Source organism: Prevotella pectinovora, from assembly GCF_041323955.1.
Taxonomy (GTDB): domain Bacteria; phylum Bacteroidota; class Bacteroidia; order Bacteroidales; family Bacteroidaceae; genus Prevotella; species Prevotella pectinovora.
This window is the reverse complement of sequence record NZ_JBGLIV010000001.1, coordinates 2,962,696-2,986,306: the sequence shown is the minus strand read 5'-3', so window position 1 is coordinate 2,986,306 and position 23,611 is coordinate 2,962,696. Positions and strand designations below refer to the sequence as shown.

The 23,611-nt window shown below is 44.6% G+C and carries 17 protein-coding genes and 2 pseudogenes; 14 read left to right on the top strand and 5 right to left on the bottom strand.

Annotation, left to right across the window (positions count from 1 at the left end):
• From ACDC99_RS11775 to ACDC99_RS11725, 11 genes and pseudogenes are all read left to right on the top strand, one after another.
• Complete coding sequence (locus ACDC99_RS11775) at positions 1-4,317, top strand: hypothetical protein (protein ID WP_370756799.1); 4,317 nt, start codon at positions 1-3, stop codon at positions 4,315-4,317.
• Positions 4,260-6,137, top strand: a complete 1,878-nt coding sequence (locus ACDC99_RS11770; protein ID WP_370756798.1) for an ATP-binding protein — start codon at positions 4,260-4,262, stop codon at positions 6,135-6,137. The genes ACDC99_RS11775 and ACDC99_RS11770 overlap by 58 nt, the downstream gene beginning before the upstream one ends.
• Before the next feature lie 42 nt (positions 6,138-6,179).
• Positions 6,180-7,283 carry a helix-turn-helix transcriptional regulator gene (locus tag ACDC99_RS11765; RefSeq protein WP_370756796.1) on the top strand — a complete coding sequence of 368 codons (1,104 nt, stop codon included), beginning with the start codon at positions 6,180-6,182 and terminating at the stop codon, positions 7,281-7,283.
• Between the two features lie 149 nt (positions 7,284-7,432).
• Complete coding sequence (locus ACDC99_RS11760; protein WP_370756795.1) at positions 7,433-7,849, top strand: hypothetical protein; 417 nt, start codon at positions 7,433-7,435, stop codon at positions 7,847-7,849.
• Positions 7,850-8,037: 188 nt separating this feature from the next.
• Complete coding sequence (locus ACDC99_RS11755) at positions 8,038-8,481, top strand: hypothetical protein (protein ID WP_370756794.1); 444 nt, start codon at positions 8,038-8,040, stop codon at positions 8,479-8,481.
• Positions 8,482-8,547: 66 nt separating this feature from the next.
• A complete protein-coding gene (locus ACDC99_RS11750) occupies positions 8,548-9,054 on the top strand; it encodes a hypothetical protein (RefSeq protein WP_370756792.1) in 507 nt (168 codons plus the stop codon).
• A gap of 1 nt (position 9,055) precedes the next feature.
• The gene (locus ACDC99_RS11745) at positions 9,056-11,110 is read left to right on the top strand and encodes an AAA family ATPase (RefSeq protein WP_370756791.1); all 2,055 of its coding nucleotides are present in this window, start codon (positions 9,056-9,058) and stop codon (positions 11,108-11,110) included.
• Between the two features lie 113 nt (positions 11,111-11,223).
• Complete coding sequence (locus tag ACDC99_RS11740; protein WP_370756789.1) at positions 11,224-11,622, top strand: pepsin/retropepsin-like aspartic protease family protein; 399 nt, start codon at positions 11,224-11,226, stop codon at positions 11,620-11,622.
• A gap of 5 nt (positions 11,623-11,627) precedes the next feature.
• A complete protein-coding gene (locus ACDC99_RS11735) occupies positions 11,628-12,608 on the top strand; it encodes an IS982 family transposase (RefSeq protein ID WP_370755793.1) in 981 nt (326 codons plus the stop codon).
• Positions 12,609-12,660: 52 nt separating this feature from the next.
• A complete protein-coding gene (locus tag ACDC99_RS11730) occupies positions 12,661-13,164 on the top strand; it encodes a hypothetical protein (protein WP_370756787.1) in 504 nt (167 codons plus the stop codon).
• A 170-nt stretch (positions 13,165-13,334) separates the two neighbouring features.
• A pseudogene (locus ACDC99_RS11725) lies at positions 13,335-13,521 on the top strand (hypothetical protein); the annotation flags it as partial.
• A gap of 203 nt (positions 13,522-13,724) precedes the next feature.
• Here the strand turns inward: ACDC99_RS11725 and ACDC99_RS11720 are convergent.
• Positions 13,725-15,365, bottom strand: a complete 1,641-nt coding sequence (locus ACDC99_RS11720) for an RNA-binding domain-containing protein (RefSeq protein WP_370756786.1) — start codon at positions 15,363-15,365, stop codon at positions 13,725-13,727.
• Between the two features lie 153 nt (positions 15,366-15,518).
• Here ACDC99_RS11720 and ACDC99_RS11715 point away from each other — a divergent pair.
• The 3 genes and pseudogenes from ACDC99_RS11715 to ACDC99_RS11705 all read left to right on the top strand — a co-directional run.
• A pseudogene (locus ACDC99_RS11715) lies at positions 15,519-15,767 on the top strand (IS982 family transposase); the annotation flags it as partial.
• A gap of 454 nt (positions 15,768-16,221) precedes the next feature.
• Entirely contained in the window at positions 16,222-16,680 is a 459-nt protein-coding gene (locus ACDC99_RS11710) for a DUF6078 family protein (RefSeq protein ID WP_287071535.1), read from the top strand.
• Between the two features lie 159 nt (positions 16,681-16,839).
• The gene (locus ACDC99_RS11705) at positions 16,840-18,147 is read left to right on the top strand and encodes a VapE domain-containing protein (protein WP_370756785.1); all 1,308 of its coding nucleotides are present in this window, start codon (positions 16,840-16,842) and stop codon (positions 18,145-18,147) included.
• Between the two features lie 146 nt (positions 18,148-18,293).
• Here ACDC99_RS11705 and hydF read toward each other — a convergent pair whose 3' ends face one another.
• The 4 genes from hydF to ACDC99_RS11685 are packed head-to-tail and all read right to left on the bottom strand — an operon-like array spanning position 18,294 to position 23,415.
• Positions 18,294-19,496: a [FeFe] hydrogenase H-cluster maturation GTPase HydF gene (gene hydF / locus ACDC99_RS11700; RefSeq protein ID WP_370756931.1), complete on the bottom strand. Its 1,203-nt coding sequence runs from the start codon at positions 19,494-19,496 to the stop codon at positions 18,294-18,296.
• Position 19,497: 1 nt separating this feature from the next.
• Positions 19,498-20,919 carry a [FeFe] hydrogenase H-cluster radical SAM maturase HydG gene (hydG, locus tag ACDC99_RS11695; protein ID WP_370756784.1) on the bottom strand — a complete coding sequence of 474 codons (1,422 nt, stop codon included), beginning with the start codon at positions 20,917-20,919 and terminating at the stop codon, positions 19,498-19,500.
• Between the two features lie 8 nt (positions 20,920-20,927).
• Positions 20,928-21,959, bottom strand: a complete 1,032-nt coding sequence (gene hydE / locus ACDC99_RS11690) for a [FeFe] hydrogenase H-cluster radical SAM maturase HydE (RefSeq protein WP_370756783.1) — start codon at positions 21,957-21,959, stop codon at positions 20,928-20,930.
• Entirely contained in the window at positions 21,943-23,415 is a 1,473-nt protein-coding gene (locus tag ACDC99_RS11685; RefSeq protein ID WP_044074773.1) for a monomeric [FeFe] hydrogenase, read from the bottom strand. The genes hydE and ACDC99_RS11685 overlap by 17 nt, the downstream gene beginning before the upstream one ends.
• Positions 23,416-23,611: the final 196 nt, after the last annotated feature.

Genomic DNA, 23,611 nt, shown 5'->3' with positions numbered 1-23,611 from the left:
ATGAACAACATTGAGTCAATAAGAGAGGATTATTGTATCGGCGATCCTATTCGTATTGTATGTAGCCTTGGCATTAAGGAAGGCTATATTATGGATTTCAAAGAGGATAGAATAAAGATTCGGCCATTTGAAGAAGGCCGAAAGCCGATTTCTATTTCTGAAGAAAATATTAAAGATTTTGAAGAGGGCATACCACCAATAGGTATTTCTTCCCCTAGTGTTGTATCTGCATCAAATCAAAATAGTTCTTCTGACGAAACACTGCAGTCACCAGAAGTGAAAGGCCCAGAAAAAAAAGACGAATCTCAGAACACTCAGCCTTCCTTTATCAAAGGTTTTGTTGACTTAGACAAAGCTGATCCAAAACATGGAATAAGAGATGCTGTACATGTAGACGAGAAGAAATCTTCAATTATACAAAAAGAGAATCAACCAACATTCGTGAAAGGGTATGTAGATATAAAAGCTATAGACCCAAAAGGTGGTGTGCGTAAAGCGGTTCACAAAAACAATCCATGGACATTGGCTCTTCAAGATCAGCCAACAATAGAATGCGATAAAGCTATTGAACGCTCCGCAAAATCGTTTGCATCCGAAGAAGACAACAATGTATGTGTTTATGCTTCAGGTTTCGTTACAGACGACTTGAAGGATTATGGATGGATTTGGGATCAAAATCTTGAATCTAAAATTTGGTTCTCAACAGATGATATCTGTGATGATCAATTATATGATATGGAAGACTTGGTGGGAGTGCATGTTTCGTATATTAAAATTAATGGTCCAAAAGGTCCCAAAGCAATTGGCATATGTCTACCAAGACCTATTTGTCAGATACTCGCACTTGCCGATCAACTCGTGGATGATGTAAAAACTAAGCAGAGCGCATACGATTTGCTGGAGGTTATTATTAGTTGTTATCCTACTAATGAAGATGCGATTTATCTACAGTCACAAATTAAAACAAACATCACTAAAAGGACAAAACATTCTGTTACGGAGCCTTTAAACCTCAAAGATATAGAAGAAATCGCAACCTCGGGAGAGGACAAGGTAAAAGAACATAACGAATCAAGCAAAGCCAATAAAGAAAAGGCAGAGAAAGCTAATGTTGAATATAAAAAAGCCAAAGACTTAATTAATGAAAAAAAGCATGAAGAAGCTTTGTCTCACTATTTGGAAGCATTTAAATGCCAGAAATCAATTACTTTGGTGAAGGATATCAGTTCACTCTATTGCTCCTTATGCGGAAAAAAGTATATTCAAGGACATCCAGAGCGAATTAAGCAAGCAGAAATGTACAGAGAAGCTGGCAAAAAGTTCCTTTCTGATTATGCTTATTTACTGCCAAAAGATCAATCAAGTTATAATTCCTTGGAAAGTTCATATTATGTATTGCAAGAATATGAAAAGTTCCTAGGAGTAATTGATAAGATAATTCGTGTTAAAGTGCCTTCTCAAAAAGTGCTATTCCTGAACAAGAAAGCAATTGCTTTATTGGCTTTGGGTAGAAAGGAAGATGCGCTTAGCGTTCTAGAGCAAGTTCTTAAAATTGATTCACAAAACGTCAATGCGAAAAAAATTCACGAGCAGATTATTTCAAATGTTGATGTAAAAACCCTTCTGGCTGATATATTTGAAGCATCTGATAACCCTATAAGTCCATATTTGCAAGACAAAATTAATCAATATAAAGATTTCTTCGGTGTTGAAAATTATATTCTGGGTGACGAAACAAGATTGTATAGCGAATCTACATATAAGAAAATTGTCAATCATATCGAGAATGACCCTGGTATTAATTCTGACTCACTACGACGTTCTCAATATTTGCTTACTAAGATAAAAATATCAATGCGCCTTAACGATGGAGCATTTGACAAAAGAGATTTTGCGCTATATTGTAATGACATGGCGCGAGTAACTATGCTTCAGGATCCTAATAATATACAATGGGATGTAGTCCGATTCTATTTCAACGAATCGTTTTCATTGGCTGCGTCATGGTCAGCGGTAAGACGTCAATTCGTTCAATACATTGAAACATATATTCCTCATAGAAGAGACGATATTTTTGGAAAACTGCCCGAACAAAATATAAACGAACGCCTCAAGGAAGATCTTAAAGAGTTGATACTTCATGTGAATGACAAGAATGACTATCATTGGGACGAGATCCTTCTTCAGCCTTCAATATATAATGAGGATATATGTAATAAAATTGTAGAAGAAATCTACAATGAACCACAATTGAGAAGAATTGCAATTGACCGTTTTGTTGAATTGTCAAGAACTGGGGTTACCGAGTCAATTTCTTTAGAGTCATTTGGTCAAGTTTGGCGTGAATTAAGAGATGAATATTATGCCGCTCAAAAAAGTCTGAACAATTCGTATTTATCAAGAATTTCGTATGCAACATTGTCAAAGATTAATAGCAGTACGGTTTCACTTAAAAATGAGTCAGAAAATATAACTATTTTTGACAAAGATAAGGAAAGAATTAATGAGGTCTTCAAGCAATTAATACCAAAAATTGATGCTTTTATTTCTGCCCAAGGATATATTAGCAAACAAGACAACTACGGAGATGCAAAAAGAATGATATTGATATTAAAAGATGCAATATCAAGATACCCAACTAAAGTTTCCTACGAGTCTCTTTTACCTCTTATCAATCGTTACTATGATCTATTGGAGGAGGCATGGCAAAATATTGTAATAACAAGTAAGCCAAAGGTTACTGTTGATTTACAAGGAGATTCTGTATTAATAGATAGAAACAATGTCGTTTCATTCCAGGTTGCTTTATCAAATGATAAAGATTCTTCCCCTATCAGTAGAATCTCCATGTCGATAGTCAACTCTGACGATGTCAGTTACATTAACAACGAAGAAAACACTCATACAGATATTGTTAGAGGTGGAGACAAACCCGTCATTTTCCACATGAAGGTAAAAGTTAGTGAGCAGGCTGTCAAAGAGAAGACTGCGACTATTACCGTTTCATGTACATATGAGAATTCAAACAATATTGACGAAACAATAACCAACGATTTGGCTCTTCGCTTTTACTCTGAAAATGAATATAAAGATTTTGTGAATCCTTATAATGCTGGTGATGCTGTCACTAACCCAAGGATGTTCTTTGGCCGAGATACAGACATAGAAAATTATGTAAATGTGATGTTATCTTCGCCTTCAAAGCAACTTATATTCTATGGTCAGAAACGTAGTGGAAAATCTTCTGTACTCTATTGGTTGCAAAATAAGCTTACAGAGAATGGCGCATTCTGCTCAAGATTTTCAATGGGAGACTTAGTTGCAGATTTGCGAGAGGTCACTTTCTACTATCAGATTCTATATCAAATTCAGGAGGATTTAGAGGATTATGATGGTGAAGTTCCAATATTTGAACTTCCACAATCAATCTCATCGTTCGAAAGCGAGAATCCTACGAATCCAATGCTGACCTTCAAAAAATATATGAAATCTTTCAAACAAGCATGTAAAGCTACAGCCGGTTGGGAAGATAAACTCATTGTAATTATGATTGATGAGTTTACATATATTTATAGTTACATTAAGCAAGGTAGAATAGATGACTCCATAATGAAACAATGGAAGAGTATTATTCAAGATCCAAAATCCACATTCTCTGCAGTTTTGGTAGGCCAAGATGTTGTTCCGTATTTTGAAAATGAGCCATATGCAAAAAATGCATTTCAAATCATAGAGAAAAAACGTTTAACCTACCTAAAAGAAACAGACGCCCTGAAACTAATTATAGAACCTATTCGTGATGAGAACGGAGATTCAAGATATGCTTCAGGTGCAGCAGAACTGATTTTAAATTATACTGCTTGTAATCCGTATTATATACAAATGCTTTGTGGTTCTTTGGTCGACTACATGCATGAGAAGAAAGCCATTATAGCAACTACAGCGGATGTATCAGAAGTAGCAGACAGACTTGTGCAAACAATGTCTGATTCGGAATTTGACAACCTGATTAGTGGTGGCGATTCTCTAGAATTTGGAGAAATTAAAGATACTAAGATTTTGGCAGTTTTGTATAGAATTGCAAAACTTACAGAAACGACCGAATACTGCACAAGGCACGACATTGTCAATTATTATAAAGAAGAACTTCTTGATGGCGAAGAAAACGTTGTCGTTGACATATTGCGTAACCTCGAGATGAGAGAAGTTATTGAGATCAATGAAGGAATGTATAGAATTCAAGTTAAACTATTTCAAAAATGGATATTAAAAAAGAAGACACCAGAAACAGCCTCTTTAAAGGAACTGGAAAAATAGTTTTTGGCGATAGATTTGTTGGTCGAACCAACGCATTAAGACAAATTCGGAATCGAGTTGTCGAAGGTCATGGAAATATCTCTGTAATTGGAATGCCTCGTGTCGGGAAAACCAGCCTTGTTTGGGAATGTTTAATGACAGACAGGAGTCGTTTAGTCGGTGATTATAAGCTTATCCCTGTATTCATAGAATCAGCAAGTGTTGCCAGTGAATTTGAATATATCAAACTATTGGTAGATGAGACATGTCAAGAAATCGAAGATATTATTTCTGAAGAATCCTGCTGCTCTCAATTAGACTCTGTGTACACAAATGAACTTTGCCAGTATGGAGCTATGTTGTCTGCAGATAAAAGTCCTGTTGAAAATGCCAACATCTTCAAGAAATTCTTCAGAAAATTATGCTTAAAAGCTGAATTCGGGGTTATTTTTATTTTGGATGAGTTTGATCACACGCAAAAAATATTTGGATTGGCGACATTCCAGTTATTAAGAGAGTTATCCATAAATCCCAAGGCTAGAGTTAGTTTTGTAACAACTTCAAGAAAATCTATAGAGGAGATTGAATCAAAGGATGGTGCTATATCTAATTTCCATGGGACTTTTGTACACCTGTACTTAGGCTTGTTTAATGAGGAGGATATGAACTCTTATTGGACGAGACTTGATTCTGTAGTTCCAATTCCCGAAGACATAAAAAATAACATTATTAAAATTGTTGGCTCACATCCTTATTTCTTGGATTTATGTTGTATTCAATATTTGTTTAACGAACAAATTGACGATCTGTTTTCTTCGGATTTCAAAATGAAGATATATGCAGAATTCAATCAGATAATAGATATATTGAAACGAGATGAACTGATAAATGCTACAATACAATTGGTCGTTGGTCCTCCTATGGATGTTCGGGCGGAGCAATTAGATCGACTGTTAAATTTTGGAATAATTGATCTTATATCTTTCGAATCCAAGGCTAAGTTACTGCATCTAAACTGTAATGATTATGAGAAAGATAGGTTGTCTTATGTGCTATTTGGAGATTTTTTCACCAAATTATTTTACACTAAGTACTTCCTTGATGTACCTTATTGGCCTTTATGGGGAAAGACTGAAAACAAACTTAGAGAAATCATCTTATTCTTTGTCAAAAACAGATACGGAGAACATTGGATTCAAGAAATAGAGAATGATAATCAAAATGATCCTACATGGCTTGCAAATTGGGATAAGATGAAAACTCGATATGAAGAGAATAAAGATCTTAATATCGATAACCATACTTCCTCGCCCATAGATTTTACAGAAACTGGCCATATATATTATCAGTTTATCAAAAAATACTGGAACTTATGGTTCTCTACTGTATTTACAGAAACACAAGAAGACATAGAAGAATCACAAAGATTAAACAAAAAGGTTAATCCATTCTATGGATGGGCCAGGAAGTTTGATAAATTGATTCAGATAAGACGACCATTTGCTCACAACAACTCGGGAATACTCACCCAAGAAGAAATAAATCTAGGAAAACAATACTGTGACGAGATTCTTCAGTACATAGCTAAATGGGAAAATGGCAATAAAGTTACGCCAGAGAAATATGAAAGCGATAGAAAGTTACTAACGGATCAATTGAAAGTTGGAATATATGATGCCGCAAGAAATCGTGTAGTTGTATCTTCCGGGGAATGGAAATATTTCTATGAGGTAAGATCTTCTATCGATAATTTATATGATGGCGCAGAAGTTGAGTTTGTGGTCAGCTCAGATTCTAACAACCCTAGATTTAAAATTGCATTAAACGTAACTATCAGATAACATAAATGATATCGTTACAGCCCTATATTGTTCGCTAGATAAATGGCAAGAAAGAATCTCTTTGATGGCGAGAGCTATAAGGCCGAATTCGCTATAATAACCTATCGGTGGCTGATGAGTCGCCGATGGGTTACTAATGCAGATATTATGGCTGAAAGGTTAGGATGCTCTATAGAAGAGCTACCCGCAAACTTATCCAATTGTGATGGTTATGGCGAACTAAAGAAGACCGTTTGTATCGTAAAGAAAGCCATCCGCGAGAAACTGGGTGTCCACAATAAGAATGTTGACGACTGCTTCGAGGAAGACGGCAATAATAAGAACTGGCGATTCCGTTACATAGGCAAGGACAACGATCCTCTTGCAGATATGCGAAATGCAAAGGCTATCAATAATCTTCGTCAGTATTGGAAGTTCTGTCAAGATTCTGCCGGTTTCTTTCCTAAGTCATGGTTAGAGTATTTCTTCAAGGATTGCCAGGACTTGTTGGATATGAAAGCGAAGCGACAAAAGGGAGAACAGGTAATAAGCGCAAGTATTGACCGTATTCTGACCAACATAGAGTATCTGCCATCGTTGTATGAAGCCATCATGAACAAAATGGTGTTGGAGATTGACTACAAACCATTTGATGAGGAAGAAGTTACACTTATGTTCCATCCTCAGTACCTGAAGGAATATAATGGCAGATGGCATCTGTTCGGTCATGTAGAGGGAAGAGAACCAGAATATGGCTACAATATAGCTCTTGATAGAATTCAGTCAAGACCTCGCGAAAGGTCAAAAGTAGAATATGTGCCAGCACCAAAGCATTTCTATGACGAGTTCTTCAAGGACATTGTGGGCGTAAGCCATAAGATAGATGCCAAGAAAGAGCATGTAGTCATTCGCGCGCGTTCATTATATATTTATAAATTGATGGATACAAAGCCTCTTCATCAGACTTATACCATTGTTAAGCCATTTGGCATATATGACGATGGAGAGTATGCAGAGTTCTCTGTTGATGTAGAGCCAAACAACGAATTCTACGGACGCATACTTCAGATGGGGGCAGGATTGGAGATTATTTCACCAGAATCTGTACGTGATGAAATGGCACAACGAGTGCGTGCTTTATCTGACTTATACCCTAAGAATGAATAGCGGAATGGTTCCAAATTGAGAGGAACCAATATACTCATGACCACTTGATTTTATTAGCGAGAAACGTATTACCTTTGCAGCGTCAAACTTCGACACCACCTCGGAGTTGACGCTGCAAATCGTTTGTGGGGTACAACAATCAGCATACTATGAAACAGGCAACAAACAACAGCAAGGACACTATGAACAAGAAAGCAAGCCAAAAGCAGATTATGAAGAACAAGAAAGCAGAAGCCAATGCACGCCGTAAGGTCAACAAGAGCAGGGAGAAGGTGGAGCACACTCCACGATACCGCTCAGCATCAGCAAAATATGTGTGTGATACTATCACAAGGAAGATTGAGATAGAAGTTCTTGACGGCATTCTTCTCAACCTCAGCATCAAGAGCCAGACGAAGTCACCGAGCATTCATAACCGCATACTAAGGCGAATCGTCGAGAAGCGTCAGGCTCAGGCAAACCACAAGAAATTTGGTCGCACAGAAGACCTCACTTCAATACATATTTCCATTACTGGCACAAGTCGTTGCATGGAAGCTATCCGCAAGAAAAGGTTTGCTGCATAGTCTAACATAGGACATCGTATTGGTTCCAAATACTGAGGAACCAATACACTTTTGAAAGACTTAGGTAGGACGATAAAAATGCTATAACTTTGCATCGTAATTCCGAGAGAGTTGGATTTGTTTACACATTATTTCTTCATCACAACAGAGGTGGCGGCCTATTCCGCTAAACAAAAAAACAAACGACTATGAGCACAACACTCGCACTCATTGCCGCCAAGGCATTACCAGCCCTTTCGGGAAGTTCTCTAACATACAATCCAGAGAAGAACGTGTTTCTGACCTGTGGTTACACCAGTGCCGCCGGCAACACCTACTACAAGGCGATCCGTATCTCCGACCGTCTTGCAGTGTACTACAACATCGGCCAAGGACATACCCACACCTTCCTCAACGGTATAACACTGTTTGGATGGGACGGCAAAAAGGCAAGAATCATTGCCCAGAAATCATGGGGAGGATACAACTGGAGAGTATTCTCTGAGTTCTTTGCCAAAGAGCAAAGCATTCTCATGCTAAAAGACTTCCTCATAGGACAGGCAAAAGCTCTCGGGCAGCGAATCAGCGAGCATCAGATATTATCTTTCTCAAAAGAGATGATTGAGCAGACTCAGCGTAAAATGCTTGCATGATCTGCCCCTCACAGAAAGAGAGTAAACGAGAACTAATTCACAAAACCTTAAAAGAAAGGAAAAAACATGGCTTCATTAGCAAAGGCAATAAGCAAAAACTTGTTTGACAGCATACTACCTACTTTCGGCAATCAGAGAGCCAGCGTTCCGGCATGGGACAATGGACAGAAGATGTTCATCTGTAACGAATATGAAAGTGGGAACGGGAACCGATACTATCGGGGAATTCGTTTCTGCGACCGCATAGTCATAGTGGAGAAAGTGGGACTCTACCACAACTGGACCTACATTGACAGCATTGAGATATATGCCTTCAACGGAAAGAAGCTTGAGTTGATACAGAAGCGAGACTATGACAAGGTGCACAGAAACGAAGAGTTCATACGCGCGGAATCAGAAAGGATGGTCAAGGATTACCTCGCAGGCATACTGAAATCACAACGCACATCAGTACCGGCAGCAGAAATCGAGATACAGGCAAAAAGTCTGATCGGCAAATGCTACAAGAGTTTCCTTGATGCAGATTTCAATACTCGCCTTACACAAATATTACCAGCAATAGAACAAAAATAATATGGAGAATATACAGATAGACCCCCAAAACCTGCAGCAGATGCTCGCCTACGAGCTAATTGCCAACACCAACAGCAGTTTTTTTCTCACAGGACGTGCAGGAACCGGCAAAACCACCTTTCTACGCAACGTTCAGAAGATGGTTGACAAGCAGTTTATAACATTGGCTCCTACCGGAGTCGCCGCAATCTTGGCTGGCGGCGACACCATACATTCCTTCTTCGGTCTTCCGATGGAAGTATGTCCTCCTGGAACCTGTGGAAAACTGAATGAGGCCCGCATCCTGACGCTCCTGCATGCCGACACCATCATCATCGATGAGGTGTCAATGGTGAGATGCGACATAGTGGATGCCATCGACTACACGCTGCGCAAGACTCTGCGCACCACATTGCCCTTCGGAGGCAAACAGATAATCTTCGTTGGCGACATGTTTCAGCTGCCTCCAATAGTGAGACAGGGAGCAGAATGGGAATTGATGCACGACATCTATCAGACCAACGAGTTCTTCTTCTATAAAGCCAATGCCATAAAAAACATGCGCATGGTGAAGATTGAATTTCAGAAGGTGTATAGACAGGATGACGACAAGCAATTTCTGCATATCCTTGAAAATGTACGCATGAACAAGGTAACACCTGAGAACATCATGAATCTCAACCGCCGCGTGGTGCAGCCTGAAGCCAAGGATGGAATGGTCATCACACTGACGTCTCTCAACAAGACCGCCAGCGAGATAAACCACAAGTGTCTTTCTGATATTGATGCTGAGGAATTCGTCTACGAGGGAACCGTTTCAGGGAAGTTCGACGACAAGAGACTGCCTGTAGATCTGAACCTTCATCTTAAGGTTGGCGCACAAGTGATGTTCACCCGCAACGACCAGCTTAAGCGATGGGCTAACGGCACACTTGCGAAGGTGGTGAAACTCACGAAAGACGAGATCCACGTCTGTCTCAACAACGGCAACACCTACACCGTGCCTTGCACCTCATGGGATTCTGTAGATTTCGAATATGACCACAAGTCGCAAAAACTGAAAAAGGATGTCACAGGCACATTCACACAATATCCACTGAAGTTGGCATGGGCTATCACCATACACAAAAGCCAAGGCATGACATTCGACAAGATGTCGCTGAACCTTAGCCATGGTCTCTTTGCTGCAGGGCAGCTGTATGTAGCATTGAGCCGAGTGAGGACATTGGACGGACTGTTCCTCTCCAAAGATGTCATACCGCAGTATGCGTATACAAACCGTGAAATTCTTGCTTATGCCAGTGGGTATAACGACGAGCATCTCATAAACAACGAGATAGAGAGCGGCAAAGCAGTATATGCGGCACTCAAGCAGAACGACTACGACGAAGCCGCCAGGCAATACCTGCTATTGGTGAACAGGAAGGCTCTGGCTGGAGATATCAAGGAGGCGATGCTGCAAGCCAAAAGATTCCTCGACACAGTAGTATGCGATGATTTTCTGATGGGAAGCATAGAGAATGTTCCAACAGAACTGTTAAAAGCCAATCATTGGCCAGCAACGTTCTTGGCGGCATTGCTCAGCCTCTATGCCGGAAAATACGAACAGGCTTTGATGTTGGCGGATACAGTTCTTCAGAAGCATCTATGTCAGGAAGCCCTATACGTGAAATCCCGTGCATTGGCAATGTCAGGCAGATACAACGAAGCTGACGAAGTGAACGTTCTAATGGGAGATGTCTTCGACATGGCGACCCCTGATGCCAAGGTGCTCTACAATATTGCCATGCTCAACGAAATGCACATCGGCGAACCCGGTCTCGACTTGATGAGGAAACTGGTTGAAGCGAAACCGAAATACGACCGTGGCATTCATGCCTTACGCATGCTGATGAAGCGCAAATCCATCATGCTCGATTCTACGAGAGAAAGCGAACTGATAGAGGCATTCAATTCGGATATGACAGAAGAAGAGTTTGACAATCTATTGAAGTACACCCGCAAGAAAGCGCCAAAGTCCGTCAGCTATCTGATAATGCGAATCAAGAAGCAAGAGTTTGACGAAGGACTTGCCTGAAGGATACGTGATGCCACAACCTATCTGGTTCCAAAGAATCAAAAACAATATCCCCCAAGGCTTCCCCTCTATCCAAAGGAAAACCCTCAATATCAAACAAAAAAATCTACGATATGGAAAAAATGAAATTTGAAACTAAACTAAAAACATTGAAAACGAATAATTCACCCCTCATAAAAGCAGCTTTTCAGGGTAAAGACGGCAACGTCTATTTTGGCATAATACTGATTGACACCGGCTCTTTCGATTGTATCCTCAACAAATCCGTAATGGATTTACTGGATGATTCTGCTGTCAGAAAGGGTGACAGCAAACATATAAGCACAATTAAAGGAGAGAGCAATGAGTGCTATGCTGTTGACTTCACTTTCAAGATGGGCAACAATCAAGAGTTCAGCGACGTGTTTTATGTGAGTGAGGCATCAGACTTCGACCAGATACTTGTGGGAATGATAGGCATCGTAGGCAGCAAATTCTTAATAAGACCCGTTGGCGGAATTAATTTAAGTTGATAAATATGAGTAAAAAGTTGTACATATCGCTGATTTTTAGTAACTTAGTGGTGCTCAAAACATTAAGTTCAAACCATCGTATGTACAACCTTTATACAAAATTCGTCAAAATACTTGAGATATGCAAGCAATTCTCTGAAAATCTCGTCAATGAATCGGGTAATGTTCCACGTCGTGGTCCTGTTCCCAAGTTTTCGGATTTGGAAGTGGTGGCGCTATCCTTGACGGCAGAGACCGAGAGCATTGATAGTGAGAAGTGGTTGTTCGACTATAAATTGCAAGAATACAAGGACAACATTCCCAATCTCATATCAAGGAGACAGTTCAATGACCGCAGGAAGAAAACGGCAGGCCTGTGTGAGGAACTGCGCAAGAGGATTGCCATGGAAATGGATGGCGGAGAGGAACAATTCTTTGTTGACTCCAAGCCGATAAAGGTTTGTAGGGTTGCAAGAGGAAAACGTTGCAAGATGGGACGTACCGGAAATTTCTCGCAAGCTCCCGACTTCGGCTTCTGTGCTTCGCAGAATACGTATTATTTTGGTTATAAGTTACACGCTCTCTGTGGGTTAAGTGGAGTTATCCATTCCTATGATCTGTCAAAGGCAAGTGTGGCTGACCTCCATTATATGAAGGATGTAAAACATACTTATCACGACTGTAGCATCTATGGTGACAAAGGGTATATTGGAGCTGACGTACAGCTTGACTTGTTCGAAACCGCACACATAAGACTGGAGTGTCCGTATCGGCTCAACCAAAAGGACTGGAAACCGACATTCATCCCGTTTGCAAAGGCAAGAAAGAGGATTGAGACAATATTCTCACAACTTACAGACCAGTTTCTGGTCATCAGGAACTACGCGAAAATAACGAATGGTTTGTTTGCCAGAATCATTGGCAAAATTAGTGCACTTACCATTCTGCAATACGTAAACTTCATTAACGACAAGCCCATTGGCAGAATTAAGTATGCACTAAATTAATTCCGCCAACAGGTTAATAAGACACCAACTCACTCTGGACTACGCCAAAGAAATGCTCTATACCTCTGACGGCACTTACACCCACCCCGACAACTGCGAATTCTTTTTCCCCATGGAGTATGGGTTCAAGAACTACGGTATCCCTGTGGTGGGCATTTCCAGCGGAGAAAACGAATTCATAATGCTTGTCGATTCGGGTGCGGACAAGACTGTCATGACAAGCCACATGATAGATGAAGCCGGGTTGCCTAATGGAAACGCCATAAGTAATGGGATTATCACCCTTTTCAACAACAGACAAATAAAAACGACAATCAAAAATGTGGAATTCAGTCTGTTGAGTGTTGGCGGAACAGAAGACGATCCTAAACTCTGTTCTTACGAGGACAATGTGCAGGTGATTGATGAACCTCCTCATATCATGGAAAATTTAAAGGACTCTGAAGGGGAGGAATTGCCACCGATATCCGGAATGCTGTCTTCTTCTTTCATGTATAGACACAAATGGATTCTCGACTTCAAGACGGGAATAATGTACTGCAAATTACCCGAATAAGCAATTTTTCTCTCTCAAACCGTCAGCCATCTGGTCGCCAATGCGGAAGTATCTGTAATTCAGATACTTCCGCATTTTTTGCATGACGAAAACCATCGGGTGATTGTCTGGATGGTTGGGGAATAAGAAGAATTAATCGTATGGAAGGGGATGGAATATGACATGAGGGGGAGATAGTACATTCACGCTATTCGTTCCGTTTCGAATTTCATCATGAAACTGATATCCGCCCTGGGAGCCAACTGCTTCTTTGGCAACAAGCCATCTGCGCTCTCAGGATATACCATTGAGGACACGAAGCAGTTGAGCCTGTTCCGATCATCCCTCCTGATTTGTTGTGGAAATCTTGACCTTTAGTCATCCGCCTTCGCGTGGATGACCAAATGGTCGCATGCTCAAATTAAGAATGTAGCCGTGGATGTTAGGGGGAGGGACTTTTAATCCCGAACTGAGGTATTTATGCTCTTTGAAGTTTTACCAGACAGCAATAATCACAAATAATAGTCAAGATTTGCGCTGTTTTTAACTTGCCAGCAAATTACCGGCAAGTTAAATTCTTGTTATGTAGTTATTTTTTTGCGACGATATTTCTGATTTGGGTCGTTGGGTTTTTCGGGAATAGTACGTTCAAGAACACCGAGCTCTATTAAGGAAGTAATATACTTCTGCCGATTTTTAGATTGATTGGAAATTTTCAACCTATCCATAATTTCCTGCGCAGTCCTCGGTACGGAACAAAAGTTTCTAATATCCTCTTCCTTCTTTGTCAGTTTACGAGTAACCAAGTTCATACGAGGTTGGTTACTTTTCTTATCAGCTTGGTTACTTTTATGCTCATTAGCAATCATAGCTTGGTTACTTTCTACTTGAACTTGGTTATTTTTTTCATTAGCTTGGTTACTTTTACGCTCATTAGCAATCATAACTTGGTTACTTTCTGCTTGAACTTGGTTACTTTCGCGAGGTATGGTAATAACAAATTCGTTGGCGGCATGAGTGATTTCTTTGTCTTCTACTCCATTGGAAAAAGCGGTATTTGGATTGTATTCAAGCGCACGGCGCACACCACTTCCTGCTCCGGTATAGGGTAACAGGTAGTTGGCATTCGTAAACAAGAACATATTACGAGGCATTGATGTGCCGTTTTTTATATCTTCAATTGTCAACCCATTTGGCAAAGTTCCTGGACTGTGAATTTCTACACGATTGTCAAATATGAAAATACGAATCGGAGACTTAATATTCAGCGAGCGGTGTACAAGTGCATTAACGACATACTCGGTAAGACTTTCGTAATGTATTTCCAGTTCACCAATAGAATTGAATTCCTTTTCGACCTGAACCTTACGCAGATTGCGAGTAAAGAAATTCATAATGGTACGGAATTGATGGAGCAGATTTCCCTCAATTTCCATATCATGCATTTTATCACGGAATTGTGTACCACCAATAGAATTACCGATATAGCTGATACATTTTGCAGTCATAACAGGTAGCCAACGCTGCGTATATTTGCCGAATAACAGCATTGCCGCTACATTAATTTTGCCATCCGGACGGATGAAATGTAGATTTCTGAGCAATTTTTCGATGGTTGTTCCTTTTATAATGGTTTCGGCCATTGCATCAAGCGAATAATCTTTCATATTCAACTCATCGATGTCTTTCCCTTTAAATACCGGTGCAAAGCGGCTCATTAGATAAAGCTTGATAGTATCTGCATCCAAATCATCAATAGTGGCATTAGGTACAGCTGCCTCATCTGGTACAAAGTTACCACACTCACTCATCATCTCTGCAAGTTCTGAATTGTCAAACACCTTACGTTTGTCTGCACCATTCTTCACCCATATAATCCCCTTGTTGTCATGATATGGTTTGTTTTTACCTTCTGGAATTGTGGCGACAACAACTCCACCACCTTTCACTGGAACATTCTCCACTCCTATTAGTATATTGGGAATAACATTTTCTGATGCAATATTTGTCAGCAGATTTGTCGTTTCCTGCAATTCTTGATATGACAGAGCATTGATTATCCCCGTCCTGTCATTTATGCCTATGACAAGTTGTCCACCACGAGAATTGCAAAAAGCCACTATCTCGCAACTTATGTCATATCGATCATTCGCACGCTCCTTAAACTGTAACTTTCCATCCTCTGCCAAGTCACGCATTTGTAGTAGTTCTTGCTCTGTCATATTCTTTGATAATAATTTTCTTATTATGTATTTCAGCTTTAAATCGGATACTTTATGGTTTCTGTAGAAATTTAATGTCAGGCTCTATTAAATCTGCGTCTGTCAAAAAAACTAATTTATACCCGTTGGCGGAATTAATTCAAGTTGATAAATATGAGTAAGAGGTTGTACATGTCACTGATTTTTAGCAACTTAGTGGTGATCAAAACATTAAGTTCAAACCATCGTATGTACAACCTTTATACAAAATTCGTCAAAATACTTGAGATATGCAAGCAATTCTCTGAAAATCTCGTCAACGAATCGGGTAATGTTCCACATCGTGGTTCTGTTCCCAGATTTTCGGATTTGGAAGTGGTGGCGCTATCCCTGACAGCAGAGACAGAGTGCATTGATAGTGAGAAATAGTTGTTCGACTATAATTAGAGTATGTGGAATATAATCCGACCGGAATATCCATCATCCGACCGGAAATCCGACCGATAATCCGACCGTTTCAACCCTAATCGGTCATAATATCCAATTAATCCACTTTTTTCAAAAAACCGTCAACCATCTAGTCTTCAATGCGGAAGTATCTGTAATTCAGACGCTTCCGCATTTTTTGCATAGCGAAAACCATCGGGTGATTGTCTGGATGGTTGGGGAATAAGAAGAATTAATCGTATGGAAGGGGATGGAATATGACATGAGGGGAAAATGGACCGTATTTTATAGGCATACGGACCGGAAAGCGGAAACGGGATGGAGCGAAGCGCGCACGACTGCATCACTGTCTCGCCAAGCTCTGATCAATCATCAGGGCTGAACAAAGGACCGGGATAATATAATCATAAACTTTTAAAAAGCATTGAGTATGCATTATGAGATCAAGTATTCGGATTTCGTGAAGGGAGAATTCACGACACCGTACAATTGGGTTCATTGTTTGAACGAAAACTGCGAGATAAAGAAGAGATGCACGAGATGGCATGTCATCAGAAAGATGAAACAGAAGGACCTGTGTGGGAAATGTATCCTGCCAACCACGAATCCGGTGGAAGGATGCAAACTGTTTCATAAGATGAAGAAGATAAAGGTGGCATGGGGATTCAAAAAGGCTCTCGGCAATGTAAAGGCATGCGACTATAAGGCCATACGCCACGACATCATCAAGACAATGAGCAACAGAAGGGACTTTTCGAGATACGACTCGGGGGCGTGGAAACTGACGGAAAACCAGCAGGAGAAGATAAAGAGGATTTTCGCCGACTATGGGTATGACGACGTGGAGTTTGACTTCTACGAAGAGATGGTCAGCTTTTTGAATAAATAATGGGCACGAAACGGACAGGAAAGATGCCCAACCGGGGCAAGCTGCTTGCCCCTATTGAGAAAGCACCTTGCCCATGTTGGGCAAGCACCGTGCCCAATTCTGAACCAAAACAGACTAAAATTCCAAATCGGCCATTTGGCTAAAAAAACAGACAATACCATGAAAACAAAAAGCATAAGAACAAACAAAAGAGGAAGGTTGAGGATATCAGCCAAGACCTCGGAGAAGTGGTTTGAGAGAATGAACAGTACTCAAACGAGTGAGGAAACGGAAGTGACGAACACGGAGAATGAGACCGGGGAGAGGATTCCGACGAGGTGCTCACATGTGGTGAGGATGGTGGAGCATATCAGGCGGAGGTATGTGTTGAGATACAACACGGTGACAGAATGCACGGAGTATATGGAAAGGGACGGCAACGGCACGTTTCTGATGCTCGACATGAGGGCACTGAAGAGAATCACGCTGGAGGTGCAGCTGGCGGGCATCGCCGTGGGGTTTAATGACGTGAGAAACTATGTGGGGTCTGACTTCATCGGATGTTTCGACCCCATCGGCGACTTCCTCGCCAAATGTGAGGGCCGCTGGGACGGCAACGACCATATCGGCAGGCTTGCCGACACGGTGCCGACGGAGGACCCGGAGTGGAGAGAGAGATTCCACACGTGGTTTCTGGGGATGGTGGCGCAATGGACGGGCAAGACGGGGGAGCTGTATGGCAACAGCAACGTGCCGCTGCTCATCTCCGACCAGGGTTTCAACAAGAGCACGTTCTGCCGCCGGCTGCTGCCGCCGGAACTGAAATGGGGATATTGCGACAGTCTGCAGCTGGCAGAGAAGAAGCAGGTGTTGAGGGCGATGTCGGAACTGCTGCTCATCAATCTGGACGAGTTCAACCAGATTTCGCCGAAGCTGCAGGAGGGTTTTCTGAAGAATGTGGTGCAACTGCCGGCGGTGAAGATGAAGCGCCCGTGGGGAACTGCCATCGAGGAACTGCCGCGCCGGGCATCGTTCATCGCCACGAGCAACATGCATAATGTGCTGAGCGACCCGTCGGGGAGCCGCCGCTTCATCTGTGTGGATTTCAACCGGCCCATCGACGTGGCGACGCCAATAGACTACACCCAGCTCTATGCCCAGGCACTGAGCGAGATAGAGAGCGGGCGCCGCTGGTATTTCGACAAACTGGAAACGGAGCTGCTGACGATGAGCAACGACAGGTTTCAGCGCACGATGGCGGCGGAGGATTTCTTCAAAGAGTATTTCCGCATCGGCAAGGAGAACGGCAGGGGTGAGTATATGACCACGGTGGCGATATTTCAGCATCTGCGCCAGAAGGCGGGTGCGGCGGCAATGGCTTCTACCAATCTCACGACACTCAGCCGCCGGCTGAAGGCGCTGCCCGGAATGACGTCGAGGAGAACATGGCGAGGCAACGAATTCCTCGTGGAACTGGTGGACAAATGACATTCCACCCTTGAGGGAGACGAATTGTCCAGACAATCCAAAACAACTGTCTGGTCGATAACCACCAGAGCATCAATGCGTTAGAGCTAAAACCAGACAATCTGACAATTTCTGGAGAAATCAAGTTTTTTCTAATTTCCAACAGACTATCCTGCAAAGTCGATCTTATGCAGGATGCCGGTGAGATAGGCTATCGCCATGCCATAATTGGTGATGGGCACACCTTGTGACTGTGAGGAACGGATGCGGTCTAACACATAACGGCGATTGAACATGCAGGCGCCGCAATGGATAACGAGATCGTATGGCGAGAGGTCTTCGGGGAAATCACGCCCGTTGACGAAACTTACCTGAAGGCCCTCGCCCACCCTTTTGCGCAACAGGCGCGGCAGTTTCACCCTGCCGATATCCTCGCCCGCCGGCACATGGGCACAGGCTTCGGCTATCAGCACATGAGAACGGTCTGTAAGCCGAGCTATGCTCTCCGCTCCCTGTTTCAACGCCACGGCATCGCCCTTGTAGGCGGCGAAGAGCACGGAGAAGGATGTCAGCCGACTGTCGGCAGGCTTCTGTCCGTACACCTGCGGAAAGACCTGCGAATCGGTGATTATCAGGTGTGGACTCTCACGGAACGAGGCGAGAGCAGCAGCCAGCTTGTCGGGAGTGCAGCAGGAAACGATGCACCGCTTGTCGAGCAGTTCACGTATGGTCTGCACCTGTGGGAGGATAAGGCGTCCCTTCGGCGCCTCCTTGTCCTGTGGCATCACGAGCAACACCCTGTCGCCCTCAGCGGCAAGACTGCCCGTGATGGTCTCCTTGCCGAAATCGGGCGGCAGGAGCTGGAGCAGCAGCTGCATCAGTCTGGAGAAACCGCTGCGGCGCAAGGCGCTGACAGCCACGGCAGGCACATCCAGTTCGCCGGACAGACGGTCTGCCGCCTGTTCTGCATCCTCCATGGTGTCTGCCTTGCCCAGGACAAGGAGCCAGGGGGTTTTCTTGAGCTTGAGCCAAGAAGCCCACTCCCGTTCTTCCGGCGTGAGCACTGGTCCGACAGCCACAAGGATGACGATGTCGGCCTGCTTCACGGCAGTCTGCATCTTGCCAACGCGCAGATGTCCCAGCTGCTGGTCGGTGTCGTCAAATCCCGGTGTGTCGATAATCACACAAGCCCCCAGTCCGGGGAGTTCGGCAGCCTTCCTCACGGCGTCGGTAGTAGTTCCGGCAACGCTGGACACGATAGACACTTCCTGTCCCAACCATGCGTTGAGCAGTGACGACTTGCCGGCATTCCTCAGTCCGATGAGGGCTATATGCAAGCGGGAAACATGTGGTGTATTCTCCATATCTATGTCAGAATCTGAAATCTCTCTTTCCTTGTTTTATCTCTTCCAGCCGCTTCGTGGCAATCGCCTTTATCTTCTGGTTCGGGATATGCTCCAACGCCTTGGCAATCTCCTGCTGTCCCTTCGCCCGGGTCTCAGGCGAGGCATAGTCTTCGAGATACTCCTGCAGCGTCATCAGGGCATTCGGTCCGCAGCAGTTTGCTATCTGTCCGGCCTTGAGCAGCGACATGAAGCGGTCGCCGGTGCGTCCTTCGCGATAGCAGGCGGTGCAGAAGCTCGGTATATGTCCCAGATCGAGCAGCCAGCCCACCACCTCGTCCAACGAGCGATGGTCGCTGACGTCAAACTGCTCGGTATGCTCCGGCTTTGAGTCGGCATAGCCTCCCACGCTGGTGCGCGAACCGCCGCTGATCTGCGACACGCCAAGCTCCAGCACACGGCGGCGCACGGCCTCTGACTCACGGGTGGAGATGATCATGCCGGTGTATGGAACGGCGATGCGGATGACGGCCACGATGCGCTCGAACATCTCGTCGGAAATGGCGTCGGGGAAGTCCTCTGTTGAGATATCGTCTGCCGGACAGATTCGGGGCACGCTGATGGTGTGTGGACCTACTCCGAACTTTGCCTCCAGATGCTCGGCGTGCATCATGAGGCCCACGAAATCGTAGCGATAGAGGTTGAGACCGAAGAGAACGCCGATGCCCACATCGTCGATGCCGCCCTCCATGGCGCGGTCCATAGCCTCGGTGTGGTAGGCATAGTTGCTCTTGGGACCTCTGGGATGGAGTTCCTCGTAGTGCTTCTTGTGGTATGTCTCCTGAAAGAGGATATACGTGCCGATGCCGGCGTCTTTCAGGCGGCGGTAGTTCTCCACCGTGGTGGCGGCGATATTCACATTGACGCGGCGGATGGCTCCATTCTTGTGATGGATGCCGTATATGGTCCGGATAGACTCCAGGATGTATTCTATAGGATTATTGCGCGGGTCTTCGCCGGCTTCGAGCGCCAGACGCTTGTGACCCATATCCTGCAGGGCTACGACCTCTCGCCTGATTTCCTCCTGGGTGAGCTTGCGGCGGGGTATGGTCTTGTTCTTGGCGTGGTACGGACAATATACGCAGCCGTTCACGCAATAGTTGGAGAGATAGAGCGGTGCGAACATCACGATGCGGTTGCCATAGAAGCGCTGCTTTATTTCTTTTGCCAGATGGAAGATGCGGTCTACCAGATCGGGGACGTCGCACTCCAGGAGCACGGCAGCCTCACGGTGGGTCAGTCCGCCGCATTTCGCCGCCTTCTCAAGCAGATTCTCTATCAGCTCCCGATCGTTCTTATGCTCCGATGCGTATTGCAGCGTATCGAGAATCTCCTGATGGTTGATAAACTCTTCTGCCTCACCGGAGGCAGGATTAAAGATCTTGTCCATGTCATTATTCATTTAAAATCACCACGAGCCGTAGATATACGATACCCGATTTTATCCAATTCTTGTTTCAGCAGGGCCAGCCCTTCGGCTGCCTCCGTGCCCATCGCCGCCTTGTTGTCGTAGAGCGCATAGCTGGAGCGGTATGCCGCCGGCGAGAGGTTTGGCATCACCACATTGGCTCCTGCCAGTATGCCCCGGGCCTTGCCGTCGGGCAGGAGTGTGGAGAGCGACGTAGTGGCCGGTATCAGCACCGACGGGAACATCAGGCGGAAGATGGAGAGCAGGCGCAGGGTGAGGTCGGCACTTCCTCGACGGCAATCCCTGAAGGGTGTGTCATGCTGGGGTATGAAGGGTCCGATGCCTATCATCTGCGGTTGGAAACGCCGGATGAAACAGATGTCCTCCACCAGATGGTCCAGAGTCTGTCCGGGGCTGCCCACCATGATGCCGGTGCCGGTCTGATAGCCGGTTTCCTTGAGCCATTGCAGACATTGCAGCCGGTGTTCTCTTGACATAGACTCCGGATGGAGCCTGCGGTAATGGTCGGCATTATATGTTTCATGCCTCAGCAGATAGCGGTTGGCGCCGGCACGGAACAGTCCCTCGTATTCGCTCCTCGTCATCTCGCCCAGCGAGAGCGTGATGGCACAGTCGGGATAGGCGAGGCGTATCTCGCTGACCACGTCTTCCCACATAGCATAAGAGCCAGACTTCTCGCCACCTTGCAATACAAAAGTGCGGAAGCCCAGCTTATAGCCTTCCCGGCAAGAGGTCAGGATTTGTTCTTTTGTCAGTTCGTAACGCGCCACCGACATGTTGGCTGCCCGTATGCCGCAATAGTAGCAATTGTTGCGGCAGCGGTTGCCCACCTCTATCAGTCCGCGTATATAGATGTCATGACCAAACTGCCTGAGAGCCACCTCCCGCGCCTGCCGATGCAGATATTCCACGGCATCGGTGTCTGTCGTTGCCAGCAGCTGCCGGTATTCGTCTGGCGCGAGAGCATGGTCTCTGCGTAGTTTGTCAATCCATATCATCATAGGTCTTTGTCTCCTTGCCCAATTCCTTGTCGAACTGGCGCTTTCCGGCTTTCAGCTCATTGTGGACGCAAGGTCCGGTGATACATCCGCCCTCGCATGCCATGACCTCGATGAACTTGGCAGGAGCCTTTCCTGACTTGCCGTAAGCTCGCAGCATGGCGATGTTCTTCTTTGTCAGGTTGGAAACCTGGATTGCCTGCAATGACTCGGCTTTCTCCTTGAGATATGCCTTCACGGCGCCTGTCACGCCGCCCAACTCTCCGAAAGCATGTGCCTCGCGCACCGACTGCACCGCCATGCTATATGGAGCGGTTGTGCCCATGTCGATGCCCAGTCCGTCGAGCACGGAAGAGATTTCCTCGAATGTGAGAACGAAGTCTACAGCTTCGTCGCTCTGGGCTTCCTTGCGCTTGGCAACGCACGGACCGATGAACACTACATCGGCGTCTGGATGCTGCTGCTTTGCCAGACGGGCGGTGTAATACATCGGCGAACGGGTGTCGGAAACGTATTTCGCCATGTCGGGAGCGTGTTTCTTCACCATCTCCTTGTATGAAGGACAGCAAGAGGTGGTCATGAACGGCTGGCCTTCTTCTAGTCTTTCCAGCAGTTCGTGGCCCTCACGCTCTACGGTCTCCATGGCGCCCTGTGCCACCTCGATGACGTCGGCAAAGCCCATCTCGCGGAGTGCACCGTAGACCTGGTCTTTCTCTGCCTTGAACTGGCCGAGGATTGCAGGGGCAACGATGGCAACGAGCTTCTTCTTGCTACGGATTCTATAGAGCACATCGAATACCTGGGATACCTCCATAATGGCGCCGAACGGACATGCGTTGAGACATTTTCCGCAGTATATACACTTGCTCTCGTCGATATGCTCTACGCCACGCTCGTCTTTGCTGATTGCCTTTACCGGACATGACTCCTCGCAAGGAACGGGTATGTATACGATGGCATGGTATGGGCAGCTGTCGTGACAGATACCACAGCTGATACAAGCATCGTGGTCGATGAATGCCTGTCCGTTCTTCTTCAGATGGACGGCCTTCTTGGGACAGTTGGTCATACAATGGCGGGCGATACATCCACGGCACAGATTGGTGATTTCATAATTGATCTGAACGCAGGATGAACAAGCCTCGTCGATAACGGTAAGGATATCTTCTCTTGGAGCACCGCTGCCGGCTCTCTTCATGGCACGGAAAGCAAATTCTGAGAGAGGTGTCAGCTCGTCGGTTTCGTCTTCCATCGTCATGCCCAACAACGGAAGTGACTTATATCTCCATACTGCTCTCTCTTTGTGTACACAGCAACGTCCTTCGTGTTTTGAACGGCGGGGACTCAATTGGATAGGCAGACGGTCAATGCGGTCTACTAATTCGTCATTTTTCCATAGCTTCACAAGTTCGGTCAACAGCTTGTGACGGACAATCATGACATTGTTCGTAAATGGCATATTCTTATTTCAGATTTATAGGTTAAACAACAGCCAGAACAGTCTGGCGCAAAACTTTGGGCAAAGTTATAAGAAAGCTTTGAGAGAGGCAAAGGAAATTCATTTTTTTTGATAAAAGTGGAGCCAAATACCGGTAATGACACCTGTTTGGGGCTTTCCTGGCGATTAGAGACGGAAAAATCCCGACCTTACGCAT